A 26,530-nucleotide genomic window follows, 5' to 3' on the forward strand; every position below is an offset into this window, starting at 1 on the left:
GATGCCGGTCGTAATGCCGGCTTCAGTCGAAGCGAGCGCTGTCGATCATTCGGCGAAGCTGGTCGAGCGCGAACGAATCCGGATAGCCGTTCTTCTTCAACTCCAGCTCGGCCGCGCAGACCATTTTTTCCATGAGCCGCAGTGTTCGGCGGACATGCACAACTTCCAGCACGAAACGCTGTTCGAGCGTCGGCAGCTTGTTTTTCTTGAACGGGGTCGCGCTCCACGCGTCGCGTAGCTCGGCCCATGTCAGCCGCTGAAACTCCGGCAACTTGGTGGCCTTATCGGAACCGGGGTCCGGCTCGCCGGGCGTGTCGTACAGTCTGCGCTTCATCTCTTCGCGTGCCCGCCACTCGTCAGAGAACGGCGCGACCGGCGCACGTGGGTTGCCTATTCGGCCAGCCCGCGTAATCTCTTTGTCGATCTTGTTCGACAAGCGTCGCAGCGGGGCCGCGTATTTCAACGTGTCCGCTTGCTCCAGGTACGCGATCATGCGTTTGGCATCGTCCGTGAGCGAATCCATTTCCCTCAGCGTAATCCGCAGGTGCAGCACCTCCAGAATAAGGCGATGAACCTCGGCGTAGGTGCACGTGTTCCACCATTTCGACAGCTCGTCGAAGCGCGGCGGACTAAATGGGGGCAATATCATGATGCGGGGATAATACTGTATGGATATACAGTTTATCTTGTGCCAAGATGGTGCCGTCAAGTCCCAAAAATAGGGATCGAGGAGCGGCGCAGTAAGATCTGAAGAGGGAGGCCACCGGACGGAGGGTGATATGTTGCGACCCATGACAGCCGTGCAATCGGCATTCGTCGACATGTGTATTGCAGATGCCAAATACCATATCCTAAGCCTCATGGAAGTCACGGTCATAGGGTACGAAGCGCGGTGCTGCAACGATCTCGGAGGGAATATCGTCGTGGGGAAATATGGCTTCTGCGAGCATCAGGTGACGCTCGGCCGAGAATTGTTCCCCGACGCGCCGGGCCAGCCCGAAGGCTCCGGGTTCGATGAGGTCTATTACGACATCATTTGCACCGCGCTGGACGATTGGCTCAGCGGCCCCGTTATACCGCTGGAGCAGATTCAATCGCCTCCACCGCTGGGTTATGACTAGCCGAACACTGGCGTCTCGGACAACCAGAGGACGTGAACTGTGTGCACCAATTACGTCGCGCCGGGCGAAGATCCGGGCCTGAGCGAGCTGAAGATTGACAGCTTCCGTGACCTGTACCGGTGGACGCCATGGAAGCCTGAGATCTACCAAGACTACGACGCCCCGATCGTCGGATATGTCCACGGGCAGTTCAAGCCGTTGATTGCGGGCTTCGGCTTCGTGCCGCGTGCGATCCAGAAGGAGCGGATCGAAGCGGCAAAGGCGGCCGGCAAGAAGCCGGACATCATGCGTACGCTGATGAACGTGCGTGATGACAACGTGGGGAAGTCGCGGCTATTCGCTCCAACATGGCGAGCCGGGGGCCGCTGCCTCATACCGGCCAAGTACGTCGTCGAGCCATCGTATCCAGACGCCTATCAAGGCAACGATGGCAAATGGGTGCTCGGGCCATGCGTGTGGCAGCGCATTGGCGTAATCGATCGCCCGACGATGTGCGTCGCCGGCATTTGGCAAACGCTGCGTCGCCGGGACGGCACGGACGTTAATGCGATGGCGATGCTTACCGTTAACGCCGACGGCCATCCGCTGATGTCGCGTATGCACAAGCCGGCTGACGAAAAGAGGTCGGTCGTGATCCTGCGACAGGACGACTGGGAAGAGTGGCTGACGACGCCGAACGTCGAAGCTGCACGTGCGATGCTACAGCTCTATCCGGCTCAAGAGATGGTTTCGATGCCAAAGTGACTTTGAGTCGAGGATCTTCAGCAGAAGTGACGACGCCGCTTAGCGCTTCTTCTCCGTGGCCGTTGCAAACGCAAGTGCGAATGTCGTCGAATTGCACTGCGTTGTTTCCATGACCTGAGCAGTTTCTGTCGCTGGCTTCTCATCGCCGCTGAGCAGAACGCTCGCGCCGTATTTGTTCACTGGGTCTGAGAGCACGATGCCGCCGTGGGTCTTGTCGTCCTTCCGGTAACGATATTCGATGTCTTTGAGTAACCCGCCAAGCTGAGTACGCGCGTCAAGCCAATGCTCAGATGTATGTGTCTTGATTGAGTAGTGCTTCGCACAGCACACTTCCGCAGCAATTGGAAACAGTACAGCCGACGTTAAGAGATCGGCCATTTGTAGACCTGCATGATTGTCGCTGTGCCCGAACAGAGGCAATTCGACAAGACGCGGGTATGGATCCCCCTTCAGTCGACGACGCTGCGTGAAGATGGAGTGCGCGACGTTGACGTTTGGACGATGCCCCCTGCTGTCGGCGACGATGAGGCCGGATTCCCGCTCTGTTTCGAGGAAGTGGTGAAAGTGACTTGCGATCGATTGAACACTCGCGGTGTATACGGCCTTGCCGTCAAGCGGTTGGCCGATCGGTTTAACGTACACGCGAGCGACAAACTTCGCATTAACTTTGCCGAGAGCTTTCAGGCTATTGATTGCATAGCCCATAGCATGTCGCCGGTTGTTGCGTCCCGAATCCCGCATCATGTTGCGGATCGTTGATCCCTTGATCTCTGCAGCCATCCAATCGAATGCACGCGCATTAGCGGGCAGATTGTTGGGGAAATACTTCTTCTTCAGGGCGAGGAGTTCCCTCGTCAAGTCGTCAACTTGGTCCTTGTGGACAAACAGCCCGGCGATTGCAAAGATAGGGGTCGGTTGTGCGTCCGTTGCGCTCTGGATAGCGCCGAGGCAGCCCGACTCGTCGATGTAACAGATGTACATATGCCCCGTATAAGCAACTAGGGCCACCCGAAGGTGGCCCTAGGATTTGCCGCCGCAGGCTCTCGCCTCGAACGACACAAAAAGTTGTCGAGGTGAATTCTGCCACGATGGATCCACAGTGTGATTTATTTGTTCTATCAAAAAGATAATAACAATATTGGGGGCACATCAAATCTCGTCGCCTGTGTGCTCACGGTGCCGATCGTGTTAGGGCTGGCTCCCCGGCTTGCAGCTCTACAGATTGGGCGGTCGCTGTGGGGCGGCCTGCATCCGCATTGAACGACGATGCTACGTATCCAGCATGTCCCATTCGTCCCCCAGAATCCATCGGAGTGCGGACAGCTTCCCGTTGATCATGCCCCAATCGAAGTCGTTCCAGGGACCAAGGTTGTCAATGCCTACCTCGTCTTCCGTTCTTTTCGCAGCGGCGAGTGCACCTTCCCAAATAGTATCCAGTGTCTGGTCTGCTCGAAACGGGTTCCGGTTGTACTCCTTCTCTGAGACTAGGCGATGGTGTCCGGCTTCGATTTCATGGCGAAGGGAGCAGTGCCTGTTGTACCAAACCTGCCGGAACAATAGGTGCTCAGCTTCGAGGATCTCCGATAGGCGTCGAGCTTCTTGCGAGTAGTTGAATTCAAAGTCATGGTCGCCAAGCAGCTCCGGGCTGTGATCCTTCAGGAACTCGACCATCGAGATCCAGTAGGAAGACTTTGATGTTTCGAACAGGTACGTTAGGTCGGCGTGCGGCTTACGGAAGTCGCCGTCCACGTTGCTGAAGTCTTTCGTGTTATGAGTGATGAAGGCGCAAGGTGAGTCTGCGGCCGCTGTTGACGCGACGTCGAGGTACATTTCCACGAGAATGGCGTCGCCCACGCTATTTTTTGCGCGGTGATAAGGCGCCTTCTTCGCGAGCGCTCGCTCGGTGACGCGTTGCTTAACGTCGTTGCTAGTCGGGCGAGCGGGGATGCGACGCAAGAGCTTGTCGATACGTTCGATCGATCCGCCGACTGCGTCACCATTCACACCGATTTTATGGTCGACCTCGTTCAGGCCGGCCAGCAGATCAGCTTTTTGAGCGTCGGCACCGAACTGGTTGATTGCCTGCCTGACCAAGCGGAAATGCGATTGCAGTCCGCGCCGCGCTTCGTCGACGATGCGCGCCTTGTTGCGGTCAAATTCGTCGAGCACCTGCTGCGGTACGATCAGCTCTACCTCGCCGCTTTCCACCAACTCTTCAAGTGCGCTGACGACAGGCTGCTCTCGATGGTCCTTTGCAAGGTCGAGCCAGACGCAGGTGTCGACCAAAAGCCGCGTAGCCATGTCGCGCCTCGTTTGTGGGAATTCGAGAATTCTACGGCAGGGTGCATGAAGGACACGCGTCGTTGAACGATCATTGGGCGTGGGCACGCCTGCTACTTGGAGGCAGGGGGCGATTAAAAGAACAAGTGGAGTAAGTTTGCATCAAGGTCGCGGGACCGATGCTCACAAACACGAAAGCCCGCTACGAGCGGGCTTTTTTATGTGCTACAAATTTGCTACAGCAAGGGGTGGGAGCCTTGCTGGACAAGCCTTGCGCTTATCATTCCATCCCCTGAACTACGGGGAGAGCCATATCCAGTCGATCACGCGAAAAACGCGAACCGGACGGCGGTGTGGACAGCGCGCAGAGTATAGCAAACGCGCGGCGCGTCGGCGGCGCGGAATGCGTGCCGACGCGCGTATCGCGGAATCACCCGCGATCGGAACGAACCATCAGAAATCGACGACCACGAAATCTTCCTTGCCCACGTCGCACAACGGGCAGCGCCAGTCGGCGGGAATGTCGGCGAAACGGGTGCCGGCCGCGATGCCCTCGTCGGGCAGCCCTTCGGCTTCGTTGTAGACCCACCCGCAAATCAGGCAGACCCAGCTCTGGTATTCGGTTACTTCGCTCATGTGGTGCTCGGGAAAAATGGAAACTCGGTAATGCCGTCCGCACCCTGTCCAGCGGACGAAAGGCGCAATAGTACCGGAATTTCGCCGAACACCTAGGCAACGTCGTTTTAAACGTACGCATCGCGAACAACGGGCATCATCGCGTGGCGCGGGCATGCAGTGTATGCTTCGTGGGCCTGTCAATCTGAAGGAGGAAAACGATGCTCAACAGAAAGTGGATCGCGGGTGTGGTGTGTGTCGCGGCGCTGGCCGTGTCGACGCTCGCGCGTGCCGAAGCGCGCGTGTTCTTCGTCGAGCCGCAGGACGGCGCGACGGTGTCGAGCCCCGTGCACGTGAAGTTCGGTCTCGACGGCATGGAGCTCAAGCCCGCCGGCGACATGACGCCGGATACCGGCCACCATCACCTGCTGATCGACGGCAAGCCGGTGCCGAAGGGCGACGTGATCCCGGCGAGCGACCATTCGCTGCATTTCGGCAAGGGCCAGACCGAAACCGACGTGAAGCTGGCACCCGGCAAGCACACGCTGACGCTGCAGCTCGGCGACGGCGCCCACCGTTCGTACGGCCCCGAAATCAGCTCGACGATCACCGTCAACGTGAAGTAATCGCACGTCTCGCGCGGGCGCCCGGTGTGCCGCGCGCGGGATCGCCGATCGGCCGGCCACGGGCATCGGGCCGGCCTTCGCCCGTTCGTGCGGGCACGCAACCCGCACGGCGGTTTTCGGCCCGGATACCGGCCGCCAGCCACGCGTCGCACCGCGCCGGCGCGTTTCGCGTACCGGTTGCAATGCTCGTCCATCCAGCCATGCCGGTGCCGGCCTCCGCGCCCGGTACAATGGGCGCTTCCGATTCCTCTCTTCGCCGTCTCCCCATGTCGCTCTATTCCATTACCGGCGCGCAGCTCGCGTTCGGTCACGTCGCGTTGCTCGATCACGCGGATTTCTCGCTGGAAGCCGGCGAACGCGTCGGCCTGATCGGCCGCAACGGCGCGGGTAAGTCGTCGCTGCTGAAGATCGTCGCCGGCCTCGCGAAGCCCGATGACGGCCTGATCACGCGCCAGCAGGAGCTCGTGACCGTCTACGTGCCGCAGGAGCCCGAGTTCGAACCGGGCGCGACGGTGTTCGACGCGGTCGCGTCGGGGCTCGCGCACACGCGCGAACTGCTCGAAGAATACGATTCGATCGCGCATCGTCTCGCCGATACGCCGGAAGGCGCCGAGCACGACGCGCTGCTCGCGCGGATGAACGCGCTGCAGTCGTCGCTCGACGCGCACGACGCATGGAACTGGCGCACGCGCGTGGCGATGACGCTCGCGCAGATCGGCCTGCAGGACGGCGACGCGAGCGTCGACGCGCTGTCGGGCGGGATGCAGAAGCGCGTCGCGCTGGCGCGCGCGCTGGTGCTGCAGCCCGACGTGCTGCTGCTCGACGAGCCGACCAACCACCTCGACTTCGACGGCATCCGCTGGCTGGAAGAACTGCTCGTCTCGCAGCGCGCGGGCCTGCTGTTCATCACCCACGATCGCGCGTTCCTCGATCGCGTCGCGACGCGCATCGTCGAGCTCGATCGCGGCCGGCTGCTGTCGTACCCGGGCAATTTCTCCGCGTACCAGACGCGCAAGGCGCAGCAGCTCGAAGTCGAACGCGTGGAAAACGAGAAGTTCGACAAGCTGCTCGCGCAGGAAGAAGTGTGGATCCGCAAGGGCGTCGAGGCGCGCCGCACGCGCAGCGTCGGCCGCATCGCGCGGCTCGTGCAGATGCGCAACGAGCGCGCGGAGCGCCGCAATGCGCAGGGCAACGTGCGGCTCGACGTCGCGCAGGGCGAGAAGTCCGGCAAGATCGTCGCGGAGCTGACCGACGTGACGAAGCGCTACGGCGGCCGCACGGTCGTCGACCGCTTCTCGGCGACGGTCATGCGCGGCGACAAGATCGGCTTCGTCGGCCCGAACGGCGCGGGCAAGACCACGCTGCTCAAGCTGATCCTCGGCGAGCTGAAGCCCGACGAGGGCACCGTGCGCACCGGCACGAACCTGCAGGTCGCGTATTTCGACCAGATGCGCGCGCAGCTCGACCAGGACAAGAGCCTCGCCGATACGATCAGCCCCGGCAGCGAGTGGGTCGAGATCGGCGGCGTGCGCAAGCACGTGATGAGCTATCTCGGCGATTTCCTGTTCGCGCCGGAGCGCGCGCGTTCGCCGGTGAAGTCGCTGTCGGGCGGCGAGCGCAACCGGCTGCTGCTCGCGCGCCTGTTCGCACGCCCGGCCAACGTGCTGGTGCTCGACGAACCGACCAACGACCTCGACATCCCGACGCTCGAGCTGCTCGAGGAGCTGCTGGCCGACTACGACGGCACGGTGCTGCTCGTCAGCCACGATCGCGCGTTCCTCGACAACGTCGTGACGTCGGTGATCGCGGCCGAGGGCGACGGCAAGTGGCGCGAATACGTCGGCGGCTTCAGCGACTGGCAGATCCAGAGCGAGCGTTCGGAGCAACTCGCGCAACAGGAAGCCGCGAAGCGCGCGGTCAAGGAAGCGGTGCCGGTGAAGGAAGACGCGGCGAAGAGCGCCCCGGGCCGCAACGCGCAGCGCACGGTGAAGCTGTCGTTTAACGAGCAGCGCGAGCTCGATTCGCTGCCGGAGAAGATCGCCGCGCTCGAAGCGGAGCAGAAGACGATCAATGCGCGGCTCGAGGACGGTTCGATTTTCGCGAAGGATCCGCAGGAAGGCACGCGCCTGACCGAGCGCTTCGCGGCGATCGACGACGAACTGCTCACCGCGCTCGAACGGTGGGAAACGCTCGAGGCGAAGCGCAAGCCGGCGTGACGCGTGCGGCGCGCGCCGATCCCGCGATTGGCGCGCCACGCGGAACCAGTAAAATACCGCGCGTTCAGGGCCGCGCAGCGCACGCCGCGCGCCCGCTTTCGGAGCAGTCCAAGCACACCGTTGTTTCGATTCGCTTTTTTACGGAACTCAACGTTTTGTCCACGATGTTATCCACACGAGGTGTGGACAACGTCCCGATGAATGACGAAATTCAGCGCCTATGTCAACGAAGAAACCCAGCGCGGCCTATAGCGAAGCATCGATCAAGGTGCTCAAGGGTCTCGAGCCGGTCAAGCAGCGGCCCGGCATGTACACCCGTACCGAGAATCCGCTGCACATCATCCAGGAAGTCATCGACAACGCGTCCGACGAGGCGCTCGGCGGCTACGGCAAGCAGATCACGGTCACGCTGCACGCCGACCAGTCGGTCTCGGTCGAGGACGACGGCCGCGGCATCCCGTTCGGCATGCACCCCGAAGAGGGCGTCCCGGTCGTCGAGATCGTGTTCACGCGTCTGCACGCAGGCGGCAAGTTCGACAAGGCCGCCGGCGGCGCCTATACGTTCTCGGGCGGCCTGCACGGCGTCGGCGTGTCGGTGACGAACGCGCTCGCGACGCGCCTCGACGTGACGGTGTGGCGCGACGGCAAGATCGCCGAGCTCGGCTTTGCCGAAGGCGACGTCGTCAAGCCGCTCGCGACGCAGGCCGCGGGCCGCGGCGAGAAGAAGTCCGGCACGCGCGTGCAGGTGTGGCCGAATCCGAAGTACTTCGATTCGCCGAACCTGCCGCTCGGCGAGCTGCAGCGCCTGCTGCGCTCGAAGGCCGTGCTGCTGCCGGGCGTCGAGGTCGTGCTCGTCAACGAGAAGACCGGCGAGCGCCAGGCGTGGAAGTATGAAGACGGCCTGCGCGGTTACCTGCTCGACGAAATGAACGGCAGCGAGCTGCTGATCCCGCTGTTCGAAGGCGAGCGGTTCGCCGATTCGCGTTCGGGCGACGATTCGTTCGCCGAAGGCGAGGGCGCATCGTGGGTCGTCGCCTGGAGCGAGGAAGGGTCGCTCGTGCGCGAGTCGTACGTGAACCTGATCCCGACGCCGGCCGGCGGCACGCACGAATCCGGCCTGCGCGATGGCCTGTACCAGGCCGTGAAGAGCTTCGTCGAGCTGCACAACCTGCAGCCGAAGGGCGTGAAGCTGCTCGCGGAAGACGTGTTCGCGCGCGTGTCGTTCGTGCTGTCCGCGAAGGTGCTCGATCCGCAGTTCCAGGGGCAGATCAAGGAGCGCCTGAACAGCCGCGACGCGGTGAAGCTCGTGTCGTCGTTCTCGCGCCCGGCGCTTGAACTGTGGCTGAACCAGCACGTCGAGCACGGCAAGAAGCTCGCCGAGCTCGTGATCAAGCAGGCGCAGGCGCGCACGCGGGCGGGCCAGAAGGTCGAGAAGCGCAAGAGCTCGGGCGTCGCGGTGCTGCCCGGCAAGCTGACCGACTGCGAAACCGAGGACATCGCGCGCAACGAACTGTTCCTCGTCGAGGGCGACTCGGCGGGCGGCTCCGCGAAGATGGGCCGCGACAAGGAATACCAGGCGATCCTGCCGTTGCGCGGCAAGGTGCTGAACACATGGGAAACCGAGCGCGACCGCCTGTTCGCGAACAACGAGGTGCACGACATCTCGGTGGCGATCGGCGTCGATCCGCACAGCCCCGACGACACCGTCGACCTGTCGAACCTGCGTTACGGCAAGATCTGCATCCTGTCGGACGCGGACGTCGACGGCTCGCACATCCAGGTGCTGCTGCTCACGCTGTTCTTCAAGCATTTCCCGCAGCTGATCGAGCGCGGCCACGTGTATGTCGCCCGTCCGCCGCTGTTCCGCGTCGATGCGCCCGCGCGCGGCAAGAAGCCCGCGCAGAAGCTCTACGCGCTCGACGACGGCGAACTCGAGGCGACGCTCGACAAGCTGCGCAAGGACGGCGTGCGCGAGACGCAGTGGAGCATCAGCCGCTTCAAGGGTCTCGGCGAAATGAGCGCCGAGCAGCTGTGGGACACGACGATGAACCCCGATACGCGCCGCCTGATGCCCGTGAAGCTCGGCGAGCTCGACTACGAGGCAACCGTCGCGCGCATGACGATGCTGATGGGCAAGGGCGAGGCAGCCGCGCGGCGCGGCTGGCTCGAGGAAAAGGGCAACGACGTCGAAGCGGACATCTAAGCCACGCATCCGCGCGGCCGGGCATGACGCCCGGCCCGGCCTCACGCCACTTACGAATACGGAATTCTGATGGACGACAATACTTCCGATCTCTTCGCCGGGTCCGATGCACCGGACGCCGAAGCGCTGACGCTCGGCAACTACGCGGAGCAGGCGTATCTCAGCTACGCGGTCAGCGTCGTGAAGAGCCGCGCGCTGCCCGACGTGTGCGACGGCCAGAAGCCGGTGCAGCGCCGGATCCTGTTCGCGATGAACGAAATGGGTCTTGGGCCCGATGCGAAGCCGGTGAAGTCGGCGCGCGTGGTCGGCGACGTGCTCGGTAAATACCACCCGCACGGCGACCAGTCGGCGTACGACGCGCTCGTGCGTCTCGCGCAGGATTTCTCGCTGCGCTACCCGCTGATCGACGGGCAAGGCAACTTCGGCTCGCGCGACGGCGACGGCGCGGCGGCGATGCGTTACACGGAAGCGCGCCTCACGCCGATCGCGAAGCTGCTGCTCGACGAGATCGACCAGGGCACGGTCGACTTCATGCCGAACTACGACGGCTCGTTCGAGGAACCGAAGACGCTGCCGAGCCGCATGCCGTTCGTGCTGCTGAACGGCGCGTCGGGCATCGCGGTCGGCCTCGCGACCGAAATCCCGTCGCACAACCTGCGCGAAGTCGCGGCCGCTGCGGTCGCATTGATCCGCAATCCGAAGCTCACGCACGCGGAGCTGATGAACCTGATTCCGGGCCCGGATTTCCCGGGCGGCGGCCAGATCATCTCGAGCGACGCCGAAATCGCGGCGGCCTATGAAACCGGCCGCGGCAGCCTGAAGGTGCGCGCGAAGTGGAAGATCGAGGATCTCGCGCGCGGCCAGTGGCAGCTCGTCGTGACCGAGCTGCCGCCGAGCACGTCGGGCCAGAAGGTGCTCGAGGAAATCGAGGAACTGACCAACCCGAAGCTCAAGCTCGGCAAGAAGACGCTGACGCCCGAGCAGCTCAACACGAAGAAGGCGATGCTCGACCTGCTCGACGCGGTGCGCGACGAGTCGGGCAAGGAAGCGGCGGTGCGGCTCGTGTTCGAGCCGAAGTCGCGCACGATCGACCAGACGGAATTCGTGAACACGCTGCTCGCGTACACGAGCCTCGAGTCGAACGCGACGCTGAACCTCGTGATGATCGGCGCCGACGGCCGGCCGGGCCAGAAGGGCCTGCTGACGATCCTCGACGAGTGGGTGAAGTTCCGCCAGCTGACGATGACGCGCCGTTGCCGCCATCGTCTCGCGAAGGTCGACGACCGCATCCACATCCTCGAAGGGCGGATGATCGTCTTCCTGAACATCGACGAGGTGATCCGCATCATCCGCGAGTCGGACGAGCCGAAGGCCGCGCTGATGAGCGCGTTCGGCCTCAGCGAGCGGCAGGCGGAAGACATCCTCGAAATCCGGCTGCGTCAGCTCGCGCGGCTCGAGAAGATCAAGATCGAGAAGGAACTCGACGCGCTGCGCGACGAGAAGGCGAAGCTCGAGGAACTGCTCGCGAACGAAAGCGCGATGAAGCGGCTGATGATCAAGGAGATCGAGGCCGACGCGAAACAGTACGGCGACGATCGCCGCACGCTGATCCAGCAGGAAAAGCGCGCGACGTTCGAGGCGAAGGTGGTCGACGAGCCGGTGACGGTCGTCGTGTCGCAGAAGGGCTGGGTGCGCGCGCTGAAGGGCCACGGGCTCGACCCGGCCGCGTTCTCGTTCAAGGCGGGCGACAGCCTGTACGCGGCGTTCCAGTGCCGCACGCCGGATCGGCTGATCGCGTGGGGCAGCAGCGGCCGCGTGTACTCGGTCGACGTGTCGGTGCTGCCGGGCGGGCGCGGTGACGGCGTGCCCGTCACGTCGCTGATCGAGCTCGAATCGGGCTCGCACCTGATGCACTACTACGCGGCGTCGGCCGACCAGCAATTGCTGCTCGCGTCGAGCAACGGCTTCGGCTTCCTCGCGAAGGTCGGCGACATGGTGAGCCGCGTGAAGGCCGGCAAGGCGTTCATGACGATCGACGCCGGTGCGGTGCCGCTTGCACCGATGCCGGTCCTGCCGAACGCGACGCAGGTCGCATGCCTGTCGAGCGGCGGCCGCTTGCTCGTATTCGGGATGGACGAGATGAAGACGCTGTCCGGCGGCGGGCGCGGCGTGATCCTGATGGCGCTCGACGACAAGGAAACGCTCGTGCAGGCGCTGGCGATCGATCCGGCCGGCGTCGTGCTGATCGGTACCGGCCGCGGCGGCAAGGCGCAGGACGAGACGCTGTCGTACGCCGGGCTCGCGCCGCACATCGGCAAGCGCGCACGCAAGGGCCGCGCGCCGGAGACGAAGCTCAAGGTCGTCAACGAACTGCGCCCGCTGCTCGGCTGACGCCGGGCCCGGTTCGGCCGCGATCGACAGGCCGCCCATCCGCTTCGGCGGGTGGGCGGCCTTTTGTTTTGATGCGGCGATTCGGGTAAGCCACGTGTGGCGCTGTCACGCGGAACTTGCAAAATAATGTGAAATCGCGCCGGGGGTCTGAACCGGGACGCAATTGGCCGGTCGAACGTCGCTTGATGCCGCGCGCGACGCGGCCGTTCGCTGGTCCCCACTCATCACAGGATTGTCGCCATGTCCCACGCTGTTGCCGTCGCGCTGTTTCTTCACCTGCTGGCCGTTGCCGTGTGGGTGGGCGGGATGGTTTTCGCGCACTTCTGCCTGCGCCCGGCGCTGTCCGACCTGTCGCCGCAGCTCCGGTTGCCGCTGATCGAAGGCGTGTTCGGCCGTTTCTTCAATTGGGTGGCCGGTTCCGTGATCGTGATCCTGCTGTCCGGCGGCTTCCTGCTCGTGGAATTCGGCGGCGCGCACGCGACGTGGTCGCTGCACGCGATGGCCGGGCTCGGCGTCGTGATGATGCTGATCTTCGGCCATATCCGCTTCGCGCTGTTCCCGCGCATCCGCCGCGCGGTGCAGGCGCAGAACTGGCCGGACGGCGCGCGCGCGGTGAATGCCGTGCGCCTGCTCGTCGTCGTCAATCTCGTGCTCGGCGTCGTCACGATCGGCGCGGCCGTGCTGTCGCGCGGGTTCTGATCGCTCGCCGCGGGCTGCCGGCCGGGTCGCTCGCGCCGCTACGCGGCCAGCATCGCATCGAGCAACCACGCGCCGGCCGGGCCGAGCGGCCGGTTGCGCGACCAGACCGCATCCACGCGCACGCGGCGCGGCCAGCCGCGTGAGCGCAGCTCGCACAGGCGATCGCGCGCGAAGTGCTCGACCATCCAGCGCGGCAGTTCCGCCCAGCCGAACCCCAGTACGGCCATCTCCAGCAGCATCAGGTAGCTGGGCGCCAGCCAGTGCTGCGTGCCGACGACGATCCGGTCGTCAGTGCCGCGGCCTTCCGTTTTCACATAGGTATTGAGGCGCAGCTCGCGCACGTCGCGCAGCGCCGCGTGCGGCACCTCGGCGTCGCCGTATTCGGCGAGCGCATGCGTGCGCCCGACGAACAGCCCGATCTCCGATTCCTCCGCCACCGTCGCAGCGCCGATATCGGCCGGGTAGGCCGCGCGCGCGGCCATCAGCCCGAGCTGCGCGCGGCCCTGCTGTATCAGGTCGAGCACGTCCTCGTGTTCGGCGATCTGGCATTCGAGCTCGAGCGCCGGAAAGCGCCGCTCGAGCGCCATCAGCGTTTCCTCGTAGCGTTTCGACTGGTACGTGTCGGACACGACGAGCGTCAGCCGCGCTTCCTCGCCGTGCGCGAGCCGCGCGGCCGTTCGGTCGATCGCCGCGCTGGCCTCGAGCGCGCGCTGCACCTGCGGCAACAGCGCGCGGCCGGCGTCGGTCAGGGTCGGCGCGCGCGTCGAGCGGTCGAACAGCTGCACGCCGAGATCGATTTCGAGGTTCGCGATGGCTTCCGAAATGGTCGACTGGCGTTTGCCGAGCTTGCGTGCGGCGGCCGTAAACGAGCCGAGCAGCGCGGCCTCGGCGAATGCGAGCAGGGCTTCGGGGGCGTGGTGCATGCGGTGCTCCAGACTTCTTGTTATCGGCAAAACCGATGATAACAAACTGGATTCAACCGGTATCGCCGATCAAAATGGCCGACATGCATGACGTAACGAATAGGAGGGCATCATGAAACAGGTGAACAAAACGGTGACGGAACGGCTGCTGCACGCGCTGACGTTCGAGCTGGTCGCGATCGCGCTGTGCGCGCCGATCGGTGCATGGCTGCTGGACATGCCGGTGTCGCACGTCGGCGTGCTGACGGTGATGGTGTCGCTGATCGCGATGGCGTGGAACATGGCGTTCAACACGCTGTTCGACCGCTTCGAGCGTCGCGCGGGATTGAAGCGCACGCTCGGCATGCGGATCGCGCACGCGGTCATGTTCGAGCTCGGCCTCGTCGCGATGGTGGTGCCGGTGGCCGCGTGGTGGCTGAACGTGAGCCTCGTCGAGGCACTGCTGCTCGACCTCGGCATCGTGCTGTTCTTCCTGCCTTACACGTTCTGCTTCAATCTCGCGTATGACGCGCTGCGGGCCCGCTGGATGGCTCGCCGGGTCGCGGTGCAGGCCGGTTGAGGAGGGGCGGCGCGCCGGTGGCGGCCGGTGGAGCAGGGCTGCGGGGGCCTGTCAGTGCGAGGCGGCCCACAGCCACACGCCGCACGCCACGGCGACCGCGCCGTAGACGGCATAGACGGGCACCTTGAAGCGCGCGAAGCACAGCGTCGCGAAGGCGCCCGTCAGCCAGTAAACCGGGTCGGCCGGCTCGCGATGCAGGATCTTCGCGACGGCGACGACAAGAAAGCCCGTGGTCGCCGCGCGCAGCAGGCGCATGCCGTGCTCGAAGCGCGCGTGGCGCTTGAGCCGGGACAGGTGGTTCTGCGCAAACACGACGAGGCATCCCGACGGGATGAACAGCGCGGCCGTCGCGAGCAGCGCGCCGACCCAGCCGTCGGTCAGGTAGCCGAGAAACGGCACGACGTTCAGCAGCGGGCCCGGCGCCACCGGCGACAGCGCGAACGCCAGCGTGAAGTCATGATCGGAGATGCCCGTCGCCGGCGACACGAACAGCGTCTTGAGCACCGGCAGCGCGGAAAAGCCGCCGCCGAACAGCGTCATGCCGGCGCCTGCGAGGCGCGGCCACAGTAGCTGCGCCTGGTAATCGCCTGGCAGCGGCACCGCGAACAGCGCGACGAGCACACCGAGCAGCACGAGCAGGTTGCGGTCGCGCTTCGACAGCGTGAATTCGACCGCGTCGCGCTGGGTCGGCCCCGTCAGCCAGCCCGCTGCAAACGCGGCGAAGAGAATCCCGACGAAAGCGGCGGGAGTATGCGCGAAAGCGAGCAGAATCGTCGACAGCGCGGCGATCGCCTGCTCGAGCCGCGTGCGCGCGAGCGCGCGCAGCTGCTTGACCCACGTGACGCCGATCAGCGCGGCGAGCACCATCCCGAAGTGATTGATCAGCATCGGCGCGGCCAGCGAGCGCACGAGCGGCGTCTGATAAAAGATCGCGAACAGCGTCATCAGGATCGAGAACGGCAGCACGCTCGCGATACCGGCAACCCAGGCGCCGGCGCGGCCGTGCAGCGTCTGGCCGACCTGCACCGCCACGTTGCAGCCGACCGGGCCCGGCACGAGCCAGGCGAGCGCGACGAGATCGCCGAATACGTGCGGTTCGATGCGCTGCAGCCGTTCAACGTAGTGGCGTTCGAGCTGCGCCATCATCGAAAGCCCGCCCCACGAGAGCGCGGAAATACCGGCGACGACCTTGAACAAGGTCCATAGGGATGCCTGTGCCTCTTCGACACGAGCGGTCGCTTCGACTTCGACGGTAGTCATGGTTGTGTGGTTGGCGCAGGGCCGGATCTCTCGCGTATGGCCATGCCGGCGGCCCGCCGACACGTAGGCCCTCCCGATTGTCCGCCGCGCATCGTGACACTGCCATGCGCGAAAACGCTAGTTAATGAACTAAACGATCGGATCGGGAAACGCAACAATTGCGGCGGTGCGCAACGCGCGCCGTGATAGCGGCGGTTTCGCCGCTCAGGCGCCCGTGCTGCCGGTCGCGCGATGGGCGATGACGTTCGGATGGTCGCCGCGCACGCCGAAGCGCGCGATCAGGGCGGGAATCGCGTCGGCCGGCACCGGGCGCGAGAACAGGAAGCCCTGTGCCTCGATCTCGCCGAGCGCGGACAGCCAGGTGATCTGCTCCTCGGTTTCCGTGCCTTCGACGACGACGGTCAGGCCGAGCGAGCGGGCGAGATGCACGATCGACGACACCATCACGCACACACTGCGATCGTTCGGGATTGCCTGCACGAACGAGCGGTCGACCTTCAGCGTGTCGACCGAGAAGCGGTGCAGGTACGACAGCGACGAATAGCCGGTGCCGAAATCGTCGAGCGCGATGCGGATGCCGAGCTTCTTCAGCGCGACGATCTTCTCGGACACGAGCTCCGGATATTCCATCATCGCGGTCTCGGTGATTTCGAGTTCGAGCCGGTTCGCGTCGATGCCGGTTTCCAGCAGCGTGCGCGAGATCGTCTCGATCAGGTCGCCGCGCCAGAACTGCACGGGCGAGATGTTGACCGCGAGCGTCAGCGTGTCGTGGCCCTCGTCGCGCCAGCGCGCGATCTGCTCGCACGCGGTGCGGATCACGAAGTCGCCGATCGGCACGATCAGGCCCGTCGATTCTGCGATCGAAATGAATTCGTTCGCCGAGATGATCCCGTGCTCGGGGTGATCCCAGCGCGCGAGCGCCTCGAAGCCGGTGATGTACCGGTGCGTGAGGTCGATCTTCGGCTGGTACGCGAGGAACAGCTGCCCCTCGGCGAGCGCGACGCGCAATTGCTGTTCCCAGCGCATCAGGTGATCGGCGCGGTGCGACAGGTGCGGCGCATAGAACTGGTAGCAGTTCTTGCCGGCGTCCTTCGCGCTGTACATCGCGAGGTCGGCCTTCTTCAGCAGGTCGATCTCGCTTTCGTTCGCGACGGTGTGCAGCGCGATGCCGATGCTCGCATGCAGCACGAACGAACTGCCGCGCACGTCGAACGGCTCGCCGAACATCCGGATGATCGCTTCGGCGAGCCGCACCGCGCGCCGCTCGACGTCGTCGCCCTTCATCACGACGACGAACTCGTCGCCGCCGATGCGCGCGAGCGAGCCTTCGTCGCCGACCGCATCGGCCAGGCGCGACGCGGTCATCTGCAGCACGATGTCGCCGGCGTTGTGGCCGAGCGTGTCGTTGACGGTCTTGAAGTTGTCGAGATCGATGAACAGCAGGCCGAGCCGCGACAGGCTCGCCGGCATCGACACGTCGTTGCGCAGCCCGCGCAGCGTCGCGTAGCGGTTCGCGAGGCCGGTGAGCAGGTCGTATTCGGCAAGCTGCGTCATCTCGCGCTCGCGGCCGAGCAGCTTGCCGATCAGGCCCGTCGCGACGCCGAAGAACGCGAGCATCGCGAGCGTGATGAAGCTCGTCATCAACAGGTAGACGTTGCGCGTGTGGTAGTAGTCCGCGAACTCTTCCGTCTGCGACAGCCCGACCATCACGGCGAGCGGATAGCCGTCGAGGTGGCGGTACGACACGATGCGCGTCACGCCGTCGATCGGGTCGATGATCGTGCCCGTCACGCGCTCGGCGATCGGGTAGACGCCCGATGCCGAAAACGCGCCGGGCGCGTTGTTCAGCGAACCCGTGCGCCGCGCGAGCACCGTACCCGTGTCGGACACCACCGCGATCACGCCTTCCTTGCCGATCGCCGCGTTGTTGTAGAAGTCGTTGGTGAAGTAGCTCGGGTCTTCCGACACGACGACGATGCCCGCGAAGCTGCCGTCCGGGTTGTTCAGGCGCCGCGTCATCTGCAGCGTCCAGTGGCTCGACACGCGGCCGAGCACGGGTTTGCTGATGAACAGGCGGTCGTCGTTGTGCGCGAGGTGGACCTTGAAGTGCTCGCGGTCGGACAGGTTGATCGGCTGCGGATGAAGTTCGGCCGTGTTCGCGAACAGGATGCCCTTCGCGTTGACCAGCGACACCTGGATCAGCGTATCGCTCGGCACGACGCCTTTTTCGACGGCGCTCGCGAGGTTGAAGTGCGCGGGGGACTTCTCGAATTCGAACTTGACGAAGCGGGTGATCTGGTCGACCTGGTGGATCGCCTTGACCGTATGCTGCTCGAGCGCGGAGGAGAGGATCGCGGCGGAGGCCGCCGCTTCCTTGTACGCGCTGTCCTTTTCCACCGACAGCCGCGCGATGATCACGGCCCACAGCAACGCGAGCGCCAGCATCCCGAGCAGCGGGATCGCAAATAGCGCCCGCCGGCGCGATTTGCGCGGCGTGCGCAGCGGCCGGTTCGGCGGCGTGTGGTTGGACCGGGCGGAGCTCATCGAAGCGGGTGGCGTCCTGCTCGCGTGCGCCATCCGTCCGGATGGCTGGCTTGGGTTGGGGTTATCCCGGCGTCTGTTCGTTCGCGGGATGCGCAACCATGGACAGACGTCCGAAACAACGGATTAGGCCCGATATTACTGGCTGGAACGTTTTTGCGATAGTTGGGCGAAGCGTAGGGCGCCGAACGAGCCGGCGCCATCGCACATCGCGGAATGTCAGGCAGGCGACCGGAAGGTGCCGTCGACGACCGTCACGACGTCGCCGCCGATCCATGTCGTGCCGTCTTCGTCGTAGCGGACGGCGATACGGCCGTCGCGGCCGATCGCCGTGCCCTGGCGGGCCGTGTACGACGGGCCGGGGCGGCGATTCTGCCGCGTCAGCAGCCCGGCCAGCGCGGCGTTCGCGCTGCCGGTGACGGGATCCTCGCCGGGGGTGCCGAACTGGCCGCCCGTCATCAGGCAGCGGATCTCGAACGTCGCGGGGCCGCCTTCGGCGTGCGGCGCGTAGGCGGCGAGGCCGTCCACGCCGTAGCGGCGGGTCAGCGCTTCCAGCGCGACCGGATCGGGCGACAGGCCGATGCACGCGTCGGCCGACTTCAGCCGCACGACCAGCCACGGCGCGCCGTTGTCGACCGCGCACGGCTCGGCATCGAGGTCGAGCGCGTCGCTGCGCAGCGCGGCGGCCAGCGCCGCGTAGTCCGAACGGTCGAGCGGCGTGACGCGTGCCGGCGGCGCGGCGAACGCCCAGCCGCCGGCCTGCTCGCGCAGCGCGACCCGGCCGACCCCGCACTGCTGGATCAGCCGGCCCGGCGTGCGCGGCCGCGCACCGCTTTCCAGGAACGCATGCGCGGTGCCGAGCGTCGGGTGGCCGGCGAACGGCAATTCGCCGCCCGTCGTGAAGATCCGGACGCGGTAGTCGGCTTCCGGATCGGTCGGCGTGCAGAGGAACGTCGTTTCCGACAGGTTCGTCCAGCGGGCGATCTCGAGCATGGCGTCGTCGCCGAGCGAATCGGCGTCGAACACCACGGCCAGCGGATTGCCCTTGAACGGCACCGACGAGAACACGTCGACCTGCTTGAAGCGGACGAGGCGGCCGGACATCGTGCCGGGCCCGTTACGCGACTTCGGCGATCAGCTCGATCTCGACGCATGCGCCGAGCGGGATCTGCGCGACGCCGAAGGCCGAGCGGGCGTGCTTGCCGGCGTCGCCGAACACCTCGGCGATCAGCTCCGACGCGCCGTTCGTCACGACGTGCTGTTCCGTGAAGTCGAGCGTCGAGTTGACGAGGCTCATCAGCTTCACGATGCGCGTGACCTTGTTCAGGTCGCCGGTATGCGCGTGCAGCGTCGCGAGCAGGTCGATCGCGATCGCGCGCGCGGCCGCCTTGCCGTCTTCCGTCTGCAGGTCGGCGCCGAGCTTGCCGGCCCAGACCTTGCCGTCCTTCTTCGCGATGTGGCCCGACAGGTACACCGTGTTGCCGCTTTGCGCGCTCATCACGTAGGCGGCGGCCGGTGCGCCGGCGGTCGGGAGCTCGATGCCGAGCGACTTCAGCTTGTCGTAGACGTTAGCCATGTAATCGATTCCTCGTAGAGAGTCGTGACAGGAAAAAGGGGATCAGAGGCGCTCGCGCAGCAGCTTGCCGAGGCGCGCGACGCCTTCCTCGATCTTCTCGGGCGGCACCGTCACGAACGACAGGCGCAGCGTGTTCTGCTGCGCGTCGTCCGCGAAGAACGGCGCGCCCGGCACGAAGGCGACGTGGTTGTCGACGGCCGCGGCGAGCAGCTTCATGCTGTCGATCTGCGCGGGCAGGTTCACCCAGATGAACATCCCGCCTTCCGGGCGGTTCCACGTGACGCCTTCCGGCATGTGACGCGCCAGCGCGCCGAGCATCGCGTCGCACTGCGCGCTGTACAGCTCGCGGATCGTCGGGATGTGCTCGTCGAGGAAGCCGTCCTTGATCACTTCGTGCGCGATGCGCTGCGTGAGCGTCGGCGTGTGCAGATCGGTGGCCTGCTTGGCCTGCACGAGCTTGAAGTGGAGTTCCTCGGGCGCGATGATGTAGCCGATCCGCAGGCCCGGTGCGAGCACCTTCGAGAACGTGCCGAGGTGCACGACGTGGTCGGGCGCCATCGACAGCATCGTCGGCAGCGGTTCGCCGCGATAGTTCAGCGCGCCGTACGGATCGTCCTCCAGCACCGGGAACGGGCTCGACTGCGCGAACGCGGCGAGCGCGCGGCGGCGCTCGACGGGCAGGCGGCGGCCGGTCGGGTTCTGGAAGTTCGGTTGCGCGTACAGCAGGCGCGCGCCTTGCGTGAGTTCGGGTGTCAGGCCTTCCGGCAGCAGGCCCTGTTCGTCGGTCGGCACCTGCACGTAGCGCGGCTCGTACAGCGAGAACGACTGCAGCGCGCCGAGGTAGGTCGGCGTTTCGACCAGGATCGGGCTGCCCGGATCGACGAGCGCCTTGCCGAGCAGGTCGAGCGCCTGCTGCGAGCCGGTCGTGATCAGCACCTGCGACACGCGCACGCTGTAGCGCTCGGCGATCCATTCGCGCAGCGGCAGGTAGCCTTCGGTCGCGCTGTACTGGAGCGCGGCGGCCGGCGCGTCGCGCAGCACGCGGTCGGCGGCGGCGCGCATGCGCTCGGCCGGGAACGTCGCGGGGGCGGGCAGGCCGCCGGCGAACGAGATGACCTCGGGGCGTTCCGTGACCTTCAGGATCTCGCGGATCGCAGAGCTCGTCAGCTTGCGGGCGCGTTCGGAAAGCTGCCAGTGCGGCGGATGCAGGTCGCTCGGATTCATAGTCTCCTCGTTCGGATATCGTGGTCAGTCAAGAAAGGTCGTTCGGGCGAATCGTTTCGACACCGCCGGGTGGGCAGGCGCGAGCGCGATCGAGCCTTCGCGGCCGGGTGGGCAAAACCGATCAGGCAAAACAAACATTATGGCGCACCTCATCAACCGGCGCGAGCGGGACGCGGGGCCGTGGCCACTGCCGAGCGGCGCCCGAGCACCACGGTGGCGATCACGGCCGCCGCGAACAGCCACGTCGACGGCGTGACGGTCTCGCCGAACAGCAGGGCGGAAAAGGCGATCGTGAAGAAAATCTGCAGCAGCTGCACCTGGCCGACACGTGCGGTGCCCCCCATCGCGAGCCCCGCATACCAGGCGAAAAAGCCGATGAATTGCGAAAAAAGGGTCACGTAACCGAACGCGAGCCACGTGCGCGGCGCGAGCGGGCCCGGATGCGCGGCATGCTGCATCCACGCGAGCCAGCCGACCGGCAGCACGAGGAACGGCGCCGACACGACGAGCGCCCAGCAGATCACCTGCCAGCCGCCGATCTGGCGCGCGAGGCGCGCGCCTTCCGCGTAGCCGAGCGCGCCGATGCCGACCGCGACGAGCATCAGCGCGTCGCCGGCCTGCAGGGTGCCGCCGCCGTCGCGCAGCGCGAACGCGATCACGAGCGCGCTGCCCGCGACCGCGCTGGCCCAGAACGCCTTCGACGGCCGCTCGTGCGACAGCCACGCCGCGTACAGCGCGACGAACAGCGGCTGCAGCCCGTTGACGACCGCGCCGTGCGACGCCGGCACCGATTTCATCGCCCACGCGGAGAACACCGGATACGCGATGATCACGCCGGCCGACGTGATCGCGAGACTTTTCAGTTGCGCGCGGGTCGGCAGCGCCTCGCGGCGCCACCACAGCAGCAGGCCGGCCGGCACGGCGGCGGCGAGCGCGCGGCCGAGCCCGTTGAGCAGCGGGTTGAGTTCGGACACGACGATTCGCGTCATCGGCAGCGTCAGGCTGAAGATCATCACGCCGATCAGGCCGAGCAGCATGCCCCGGGTTTCGCGCGAATTCATGTGGCGGTGTCTCCGTATTGCAGGTCGTTGTCGTCGGGAACGCGGCGGCGCGTTCAGCGCAGCGTACGTGCGCCTTGCGGCGTATCGAATTCGGCCACGAGCGCGGGCGGACCTTCACCCGCGTCGAGATCGAGCAGGTGGGCGGCACCGAGCCAGTCGAGCTGCTCGCGGATGACGTCGGCACGCGGGTGGGTGCCCTTGAGCGCCTTCAGCGCGACGCCGTTGCCCGGCAGCGACTCGGCCGGGTGGCGCGGGCTGTCCCACTGGATCAGCGACGGCGCGAGCCCGTCGCCCGAGCCCTGCCAGGCGGGGAAGCTGCCGTCGTCGGGCACCGTGAGGCCCCAGCGCAGGTCGCCGCGGCTCATCGCGACCACGGGCGCGATGCGGGCCGGGTACTGGCTCTGCCACAGGGCAAGCTGGCGCGGGCGGTCGACGCGCGCGACCCAGTGCGCGAGGAACGGGCCCTGCGCGAGCCGTGCGTGCATCGCCGGATCGTCGAGGCCGAACAGCCGTGCGCGCGGCGGCTTCGCGCCGTCGTCCGCGGCAGGCGCGTCGAGGTCGATCGCGATCACTTCGAGGTAGAGCCCGCCCCACGCGCCGAACAGCGCATTGTGGGTCCGCATCAGCGGGTGGCGGCCGCCGCCGGCCGGATCGATGCCGAGCGCGTCGGCGACATGGCGAACGCCTTCGTCGAGCGTGCGCGCGGCGATCACGAGATGGTCGAGTGTCAGGGAGCGGGCTGGCATGAACGTCGGTCGGGAAGCGAAAGTGTCATGGTAGGCGGGCGAGGCGCCGGGCGGTAGCCGGCCTGGCCGGCGCACCGGCCGCGACGCGGGCCGGGCGGCGCGGCGCCAGTGCGGCGGGGCCGGAGCAACGGCCGCACACGCGCCATTCCGGTCAACTGTAATCGGCGTTACCGGCACAGTAACGGTACAATCGGCGCGATAGCCTTCGGTACAGTTGGAGCTGCCGCCCATGTCCATCGTCCCACTCGCCCAGATTCCCGCGCCGCACGACACGGCCACGCTCACGCTCGTCGACCAGCTGGTCCAGTGGGCGCGGCGGCGCATCGACGAACGCGTGTTCCGTCCCGGCATGCGGATGCCGTCGATCCGCAAGCTCGCGCTCGACAAGAGCGTGTCGCGTTTCACCGTCGTCGAGGCGTACGAGCGCCTCGTCGCACAGGGCTACCTCGACTCGCGGCGCGGCTCGGGCTTCTACGTGCGCGAGCGCACGGGCGCCGGCCCGCAGCCGGCCGACGGCGTCGCGCGCGTGGCCGAGGCCGCGCCCGTGCACAACACGATCGACGTCGTCTGGCTGCTGCGCAACATGCTGCACACCGTCAGCCCGGAGAAGGGGCCGGGCCTCGGCTACCTGCCGGGCCGCTGGCTCGACGGCGAGCTGATCACCGGCGCGCTGCGCGCGCTGGGGCGCCAGTCGGGCGCGCAGATGCTCGGTTTCGGCACCGCGCAGGGCTTCCTGCCGCTGCGCCAGCAACTGCAGACGCGCCTCGCCGAAGTCGAGATCGGCGCGAAACCCGAGCAGATCGTGCTCGTCTCGGGGATCACGCAGGCGATCGACCTGATTTCGCGGATCTACATGCGGCCCGGCGACGCGGTGATCGTCGGCGATCCCGCGTGGTTCCAGATGTTCGGGCGCTTCGCGGCGCAGGGCGCGCAGCTCGTCGGGATGCCGTACACGCCCGACGGCCCCGATCTCGACGCGCTCGAAACGCTGGTGCAGATGTGGCGGCCGAAGATGCTCGTGATCAACTCGGTGCTGCAGAACCCGACCGGCACGTCGTTGTCGGCCGCGCAGGCGTTCCGGATCCTGAAGCTCGCGGAGGCGTACGATTTCCTCGTCGTCGAGGACGACGTGTACGGCGACCTGTGCCCGCCGAGTTATCCGGCCACGCGCCTCGCGAGCCTCGACCAGTTGAAGCGCGTGATCTACCTCGGCAGCTATTCGAAGACGCTCGCGGCGAACCTGCGGGTCGGTTACGTGGCGTGCGCGCCGGAGATCGCGAAGGCGGTCACCGACCAGAAAATGCTGGTCGGGATGACGACGCCCGAGCTCAACGAGCGCGTGCTGTACAAGATCCTGACCGAAGGGCATTACCGGCGCCACGTCGAGCGGCTGCGCGCGCGGCTCGACGGCGTGCGCGACAAGACCGCGCGGATGCTCGAGCGCACCGGGCTCGGGCTGTTCACGATGCCGGCGGCCGGGATGTTCCTGTGGGCCGACACGGGCGTCGATTCGGACGCGCTCGCGGCGGTCGCGCACGAGGCCGGCTTCCTGCTGACGCCGGGCAGCCTGTTCTCGCCGCAGCAGTCGCCGTCGACCTGGATGCGCTTCAATGTCGCGAACTGCGGCGATCCGGCGCTGCCGGGGCTGCTGGCCGGCTATATCGACTCGGCGGTGCGGCGCGCGTCGTGACGCGGCGCGTCGTGTCTTGAAATCGCGCGCGCCGTCCCCAGATACGCGCGCAAACCGCTGGCGCCGGGCGGTCGTCCTCCACGGACTCGCGGGCATCGCGCCCCGGGCGCCTGCGCCACACCATCCCTGTTCAAGTAAGAGGAAACAGCATCCATGGCACATGAAACGATGAGCTTTCAGGCAGAGGTCAAGCAACTCCTCCACCTGATGATCCATTCGCTCTACAGCAACAAGGAAATCTTCCTGCGCGAACTGGTGTCGAACGCGTCCGACGCGGTCGACAAGCTGCGTTTCGAAGCGCTCGCGGACAACGCGCTGTACGAGAACGATCCGAACCTGCGCATCCGCATCGGCTACGACAAGGCCGCGCGCACCATCACGATCGACGACAACGGCATCGGCATGAGCCGCGACGAGGCGATCGCGAACCTCGGCACGATCGCGCGCTCGGGCACCAAGGAATTCTTCACGAAGCTGTCGGGCGACCAGCAGAAGGACGCGGCGCTGATCGGCCAGTTCGGCGTCGGTTTCTACTCGGGCTTCATCGTCGCGGACAAGATCACCGTCGAGACGCGCCGCGCCGGCCTGCCGGCGAACCAAGCCGTGCGCTGGGAAAGCGCGGGCGAGGGCGACTTCACGATCGACGCGATCGAGCGCGCGCAGCGCGGCACGACGATCACGCTGCACCTGCGCGAGGGCGAGGACGAGCTGCTGTCGTCGCACCGCCTGCGGTCGATCATCCAGAAGTACTCCGACCACATCGCGCTGCCGATCCTGATGCGCAAGGAAGAATGGGATCAGGAAAAGGGCGAGATGGTCCTGAAGGACGAGGACGAGACCGTCAACCAGGCGAGCGCGTTGTGGACGCGTTCGAAGAGCGACGTCACCGACGAGCAGTACACGCAGTTCTACCAGCACATCGCGCACGATCACCAGGATCCGCTCACCTGGACGCACAACCGCGTCGAGGGCCGCAGCGAATACACGCAACTGCTGTTCGTGCCGTCGCACGCGCCGTTCGACCTGTGGAACCGCGACTATCGCGGCGGCCTGAAGCTGTACGTGAAGCGCGTGTTCATCATGGACGACGCCGAGCAGCTGCTGCCGCAATACCTGCGTTTCGTGAAGGGCGTCGTCGATTCGGCCGACCTGCCGCTGAACGTGTCGCGCGAGATCCTGCAGGAAAGCCGCGACGTGAAGGCGATCCGCGAAGGCGTGACCAAGCGCGCGCTGTCGATGCTCGAGGAGCTCGCCAATGCGGAAGACGAAACCGGCAAGGAAAAGTACAAGACGTTCTGGGGCGCGTTCGGCCAGGTGCTGAAGGAAGGCCTCGGCGAGGATCACGCGAACCGCGAGCGCATCGCGAAGCTGCTGCGCTTCGCGTCGACGCACGGCGACACCGACGCTCAGGACGTGTCGCTCGCCGACTACGTGTCGCGCATGAAGCCCGAGCAGAGCAAGATCTACTACGTGACCGCCGATACGTGGCAGGCCGCGAAGAACAGCCCGCACCTCGAAGTGTTCCGGAAGAAGGGCGTCGAGGTGCTGCTGCTGACCGATCGCGTCGACGAATGGATGCTGTCGTTCCTGCATGAATTCGACGGCAAGCCGCTCGCGAGCGTGGCCCGCGGCGATCTCGATCTCGGCGAGCTGAACGACGAGGAGAAGAAGGCGCAGGAGCAGGCGGGCGAAGCGATCAAGCCGGTCGTCGAGAAGATGAAGGAAGCGCTCGGCGACAAGGTGAAGGAAGTGCGCGTCACGTTCCGCCTGACCGATTCGCCGTCGTGCCTCGTCGCGGACGACAACGACATGAGCGGCTACCTGCAGCGGATGCTGAAGGCCGCAGGGCAGAACGCGCCGGCGATGCAGCCGATCCTCGAGATCAATCCCGAGCACGCGCTCGTGAAGCAGCTGAACGCCGACGGCGCCGATTTCGGCGACTGGTGCCATCTGCTGTTCGATCAGGCGCTGCTGGCCGAAGGCGGCATGCTCGACGATCCGGCGAGCTTCGTGAAGCGCACCAACGCGCTGCTGCTGTCGCGCGCCGCGTGAATC

General features: G+C 66.0%; 22 protein-coding genes. 10 read left to right on the plus strand and 12 right to left on the minus strand.

Annotation, left to right across the window (positions count from 1 at the left end; translation table 11 throughout):
• Positions 1-22 precede the first annotated feature (22 nt).
• Positions 23-649: a hypothetical protein gene (locus tag HWX00_RS26300; protein WP_074800574.1), complete on the minus strand. Its 627-nt coding sequence runs from the start codon at positions 647-649 to the stop codon at positions 23-25.
• A gap of 130 nt (positions 650-779) precedes the next feature.
• Here HWX00_RS26300 and HWX00_RS26305 point away from each other — a divergent pair, with 130 nt between their 5' ends.
• Both HWX00_RS26305 and HWX00_RS26310 read left to right on the plus strand, forming a co-directional pair.
• Positions 780-1,121, plus strand: coding sequence for a hypothetical protein (locus HWX00_RS26305; RefSeq protein WP_175027536.1), 342 nt, complete (start codon positions 780-782; stop codon positions 1,119-1,121).
• Between the two features lie 39 nt (positions 1,122-1,160).
• Positions 1,161-1,865, plus strand: a complete 705-nt coding sequence (locus HWX00_RS26310) for an SOS response-associated peptidase family protein (protein WP_175027535.1) — start codon at positions 1,161-1,163, stop codon at positions 1,863-1,865.
• Positions 1,866-1,904: 39 nt separating this feature from the next.
• On the opposite strand, the gene HWX00_RS26315 is transcribed toward HWX00_RS26310, so the two are convergent.
• The 3 genes from HWX00_RS26315 to HWX00_RS26325 all read right to left on the minus strand — a co-directional run bounded on the left by HWX00_RS26315 (position 1,905) and on the right by HWX00_RS26325 (position 4,781).
• A complete protein-coding gene (locus HWX00_RS26315; protein WP_175027534.1) occupies positions 1,905-2,846 on the minus strand; it encodes a DUF3800 domain-containing protein in 942 nt (313 codons plus the stop codon).
• 288 nt (positions 2,847-3,134) lie between these two features.
• Positions 3,135-4,166 carry a PIN domain-containing protein gene (locus tag HWX00_RS26320; protein ID WP_175027533.1) on the minus strand — a complete coding sequence of 344 codons (1,032 nt, stop codon included), beginning with the start codon at positions 4,164-4,166 and terminating at the stop codon, positions 3,135-3,137.
• 432 nt (positions 4,167-4,598) lie between these two features.
• Positions 4,599-4,781: a rubredoxin gene (locus tag HWX00_RS26325; RefSeq protein ID WP_034190709.1), complete on the minus strand. Its 183-nt coding sequence runs from the start codon at positions 4,779-4,781 to the stop codon at positions 4,599-4,601.
• Between the two features lie 200 nt (positions 4,782-4,981).
• Here HWX00_RS26325 and HWX00_RS26330 point away from each other — a divergent pair, with 200 nt between their 5' ends.
• The 5 genes from HWX00_RS26330 (at position 4,982) to HWX00_RS26350 (ending at position 12,895) form a co-directional block, all read left to right on the plus strand.
• Positions 4,982-5,386, plus strand: coding sequence for a DUF4399 domain-containing protein (locus HWX00_RS26330; RefSeq protein ID WP_124670601.1), 405 nt, complete (start codon positions 4,982-4,984; stop codon positions 5,384-5,386).
• A 266-nt stretch (positions 5,387-5,652) separates the two neighbouring features.
• On the plus strand, positions 5,653-7,602 hold the full coding sequence (locus tag HWX00_RS26335; protein WP_069705582.1) for an ATP-binding cassette domain-containing protein: 1,950 nt from the start codon (positions 5,653-5,655) through the stop codon (positions 7,600-7,602).
• Between the two features lie 220 nt (positions 7,603-7,822).
• Positions 7,823-9,805 (plus strand): DNA topoisomerase IV subunit B, encoded by a 1,983-nt coding sequence (locus HWX00_RS26340; RefSeq protein WP_034190712.1) that lies wholly within the window; start codon positions 7,823-7,825, stop codon positions 9,803-9,805.
• A 69-nt stretch (positions 9,806-9,874) separates the two neighbouring features.
• On the plus strand, positions 9,875-12,196 hold the full coding sequence (gene parC / locus HWX00_RS26345) for a DNA topoisomerase IV subunit A (RefSeq protein ID WP_034190713.1): 2,322 nt from the start codon (positions 9,875-9,877) through the stop codon (positions 12,194-12,196).
• A 240-nt stretch (positions 12,197-12,436) separates the two neighbouring features.
• Positions 12,437-12,895, plus strand: a complete 459-nt coding sequence (locus tag HWX00_RS26350; RefSeq protein ID WP_034190714.1) for a CopD family protein — start codon at positions 12,437-12,439, stop codon at positions 12,893-12,895.
• Positions 12,896-12,933: 38 nt separating this feature from the next.
• Here HWX00_RS26350 and HWX00_RS26355 read toward each other — a convergent pair whose 3' ends face one another.
• Positions 12,934-13,818, minus strand: coding sequence for a LysR family transcriptional regulator (locus HWX00_RS26355; RefSeq protein WP_034190715.1), 885 nt, complete (start codon positions 13,816-13,818; stop codon positions 12,934-12,936).
• A gap of 112 nt (positions 13,819-13,930) precedes the next feature.
• Here HWX00_RS26355 and HWX00_RS26360 point away from each other — a divergent pair, with 112 nt between their 5' ends.
• Complete coding sequence (locus tag HWX00_RS26360) at positions 13,931-14,377, plus strand: multidrug/biocide efflux PACE transporter (protein WP_034190716.1); 447 nt, start codon at positions 13,931-13,933, stop codon at positions 14,375-14,377.
• A gap of 51 nt (positions 14,378-14,428) precedes the next feature.
• Here the strand turns inward: HWX00_RS26360 and HWX00_RS26365 are convergent, their stop codons facing one another.
• The 7 genes from HWX00_RS26365 to HWX00_RS26395 form a co-directional block, all read right to left on the minus strand.
• A complete protein-coding gene (locus HWX00_RS26365) occupies positions 14,429-15,637 on the minus strand; it encodes a chromate transporter (protein ID WP_034190717.1) in 1,209 nt (402 codons plus the stop codon).
• A gap of 204 nt (positions 15,638-15,841) precedes the next feature.
• Positions 15,842-18,181, minus strand: coding sequence for a bifunctional diguanylate cyclase/phosphodiesterase (locus HWX00_RS26370; protein WP_034190718.1), 2,340 nt, complete (start codon positions 18,179-18,181; stop codon positions 15,842-15,844).
• 216 nt (positions 18,182-18,397) lie between these two features.
• Complete coding sequence (locus tag HWX00_RS26375; protein WP_034190719.1) at positions 18,398-19,282, minus strand: PhzF family phenazine biosynthesis protein; 885 nt, start codon at positions 19,280-19,282, stop codon at positions 18,398-18,400.
• A 13-nt stretch (positions 19,283-19,295) separates the two neighbouring features.
• Positions 19,296-19,754, minus strand: a complete 459-nt coding sequence (locus tag HWX00_RS26380; protein WP_034190720.1) for a RidA family protein — start codon at positions 19,752-19,754, stop codon at positions 19,296-19,298.
• A gap of 42 nt (positions 19,755-19,796) precedes the next feature.
• Entirely contained in the window at positions 19,797-20,978 is a 1,182-nt protein-coding gene (locus tag HWX00_RS26385; protein WP_049031287.1) for an aminotransferase-like domain-containing protein, read from the minus strand.
• A gap of 152 nt (positions 20,979-21,130) precedes the next feature.
• Complete coding sequence (locus tag HWX00_RS26390) at positions 21,131-22,039, minus strand: DMT family transporter (protein WP_034190722.1); 909 nt, start codon at positions 22,037-22,039, stop codon at positions 21,131-21,133.
• 53 nt (positions 22,040-22,092) lie between these two features.
• A complete protein-coding gene (locus HWX00_RS26395; RefSeq protein WP_175027532.1) occupies positions 22,093-22,785 on the minus strand; it encodes a VOC family protein in 693 nt (230 codons plus the stop codon).
• A gap of 229 nt (positions 22,786-23,014) precedes the next feature.
• Between HWX00_RS26395 and HWX00_RS26400 the strand changes: the two genes are divergently transcribed.
• Together HWX00_RS26400 and htpG are read left to right on the plus strand one after the other, a co-directional pair.
• The gene (locus HWX00_RS26400) at positions 23,015-24,475 is read left to right on the plus strand and encodes an aminotransferase-like domain-containing protein (RefSeq protein ID WP_034190724.1); all 1,461 of its coding nucleotides are present in this window, start codon (positions 23,015-23,017) and stop codon (positions 24,473-24,475) included.
• A 153-nt stretch (positions 24,476-24,628) separates the two neighbouring features.
• Positions 24,629-26,527, plus strand: coding sequence for a molecular chaperone HtpG (gene htpG / locus HWX00_RS26405; protein WP_175027531.1), 1,899 nt, complete (start codon positions 24,629-24,631; stop codon positions 26,525-26,527).
• Positions 26,528-26,530: the final 3 nt, after the last annotated feature.

The organism is Burkholderia seminalis DSM 23518 (genome assembly GCF_902832885.1).
In the GTDB taxonomy this organism is placed as follows: domain Bacteria; phylum Pseudomonadota; class Gammaproteobacteria; order Burkholderiales; family Burkholderiaceae; genus Burkholderia; species Burkholderia seminalis.

Excerpts from the sequence above, each read along its gene's own strand:
- HWX00_RS26300 (WP_074800574.1), bottom strand. The coding sequence starts at position 649 with ATGATATTGCCCCCATTTAGTCCGCCGCGCTTCGACGAGCTGTCGAAA.
- HWX00_RS26305 (WP_175027536.1), top strand. The coding sequence starts at position 780 with ATGTTGCGACCCATGACAGCCGTGCAATCGGCATTCGTCGACATGTGT.
- HWX00_RS26315 (WP_175027534.1), bottom strand. The coding sequence starts at position 2,846 with ATGTACATCTGTTACATCGACGAGTCGGGCTGCCTCGGCGCTATCCAG.
- HWX00_RS26320 (WP_175027533.1), bottom strand. The coding sequence starts at position 4,166 with ATGGCTACGCGGCTTTTGGTCGACACCTGCGTCTGGCTCGACCTTGCA.
- HWX00_RS26325 (WP_034190709.1), bottom strand. The coding sequence starts at position 4,781 with ATGAGCGAAGTAACCGAATACCAGAGCTGGGTCTGCCTGATTTGCGGG.
- HWX00_RS26330 (WP_124670601.1), top strand. The coding sequence starts at position 4,982 with ATGCTCAACAGAAAGTGGATCGCGGGTGTGGTGTGTGTCGCGGCGCTG.
- HWX00_RS26335 (WP_069705582.1), top strand. The coding sequence starts at position 5,653 with ATGTCGCTCTATTCCATTACCGGCGCGCAGCTCGCGTTCGGTCACGTC.
- HWX00_RS26340 (WP_034190712.1), top strand. The coding sequence starts at position 7,823 with ATGTCAACGAAGAAACCCAGCGCGGCCTATAGCGAAGCATCGATCAAG.
- parC (WP_034190713.1), top strand. The coding sequence starts at position 9,875 with ATGGACGACAATACTTCCGATCTCTTCGCCGGGTCCGATGCACCGGAC.
- HWX00_RS26350 (WP_034190714.1), top strand. The coding sequence starts at position 12,437 with ATGTCCCACGCTGTTGCCGTCGCGCTGTTTCTTCACCTGCTGGCCGTT.
- HWX00_RS26355 (WP_034190715.1), bottom strand. The coding sequence starts at position 13,818 with ATGCACCACGCCCCCGAAGCCCTGCTCGCATTCGCCGAGGCCGCGCTG.
- HWX00_RS26360 (WP_034190716.1), top strand. The coding sequence starts at position 13,931 with ATGAAACAGGTGAACAAAACGGTGACGGAACGGCTGCTGCACGCGCTG.
- HWX00_RS26365 (WP_034190717.1), bottom strand. The coding sequence starts at position 15,637 with ATGACTACCGTCGAAGTCGAAGCGACCGCTCGTGTCGAAGAGGCACAG.
- HWX00_RS26370 (WP_034190718.1), bottom strand. The coding sequence starts at position 18,181 with ATGAGCTCCGCCCGGTCCAACCACACGCCGCCGAACCGGCCGCTGCGC.
- HWX00_RS26375 (WP_034190719.1), bottom strand. The coding sequence starts at position 19,282 with ATGTCCGGCCGCCTCGTCCGCTTCAAGCAGGTCGACGTGTTCTCGTCG.
- HWX00_RS26380 (WP_034190720.1), bottom strand. The coding sequence starts at position 19,754 with ATGGCTAACGTCTACGACAAGCTGAAGTCGCTCGGCATCGAGCTCCCG.
- HWX00_RS26385 (WP_049031287.1), bottom strand. The coding sequence starts at position 20,978 with ATGAATCCGAGCGACCTGCATCCGCCGCACTGGCAGCTTTCCGAACGC.
- HWX00_RS26390 (WP_034190722.1), bottom strand. The coding sequence starts at position 22,039 with ATGAATTCGCGCGAAACCCGGGGCATGCTGCTCGGCCTGATCGGCGTG.
- HWX00_RS26395 (WP_175027532.1), bottom strand. The coding sequence starts at position 22,785 with ATGCCAGCCCGCTCCCTGACACTCGACCATCTCGTGATCGCCGCGCGC.
- HWX00_RS26400 (WP_034190724.1), top strand. The coding sequence starts at position 23,015 with ATGTCCATCGTCCCACTCGCCCAGATTCCCGCGCCGCACGACACGGCC.
- htpG (WP_175027531.1), top strand. The coding sequence starts at position 24,629 with ATGGCACATGAAACGATGAGCTTTCAGGCAGAGGTCAAGCAACTCCTC.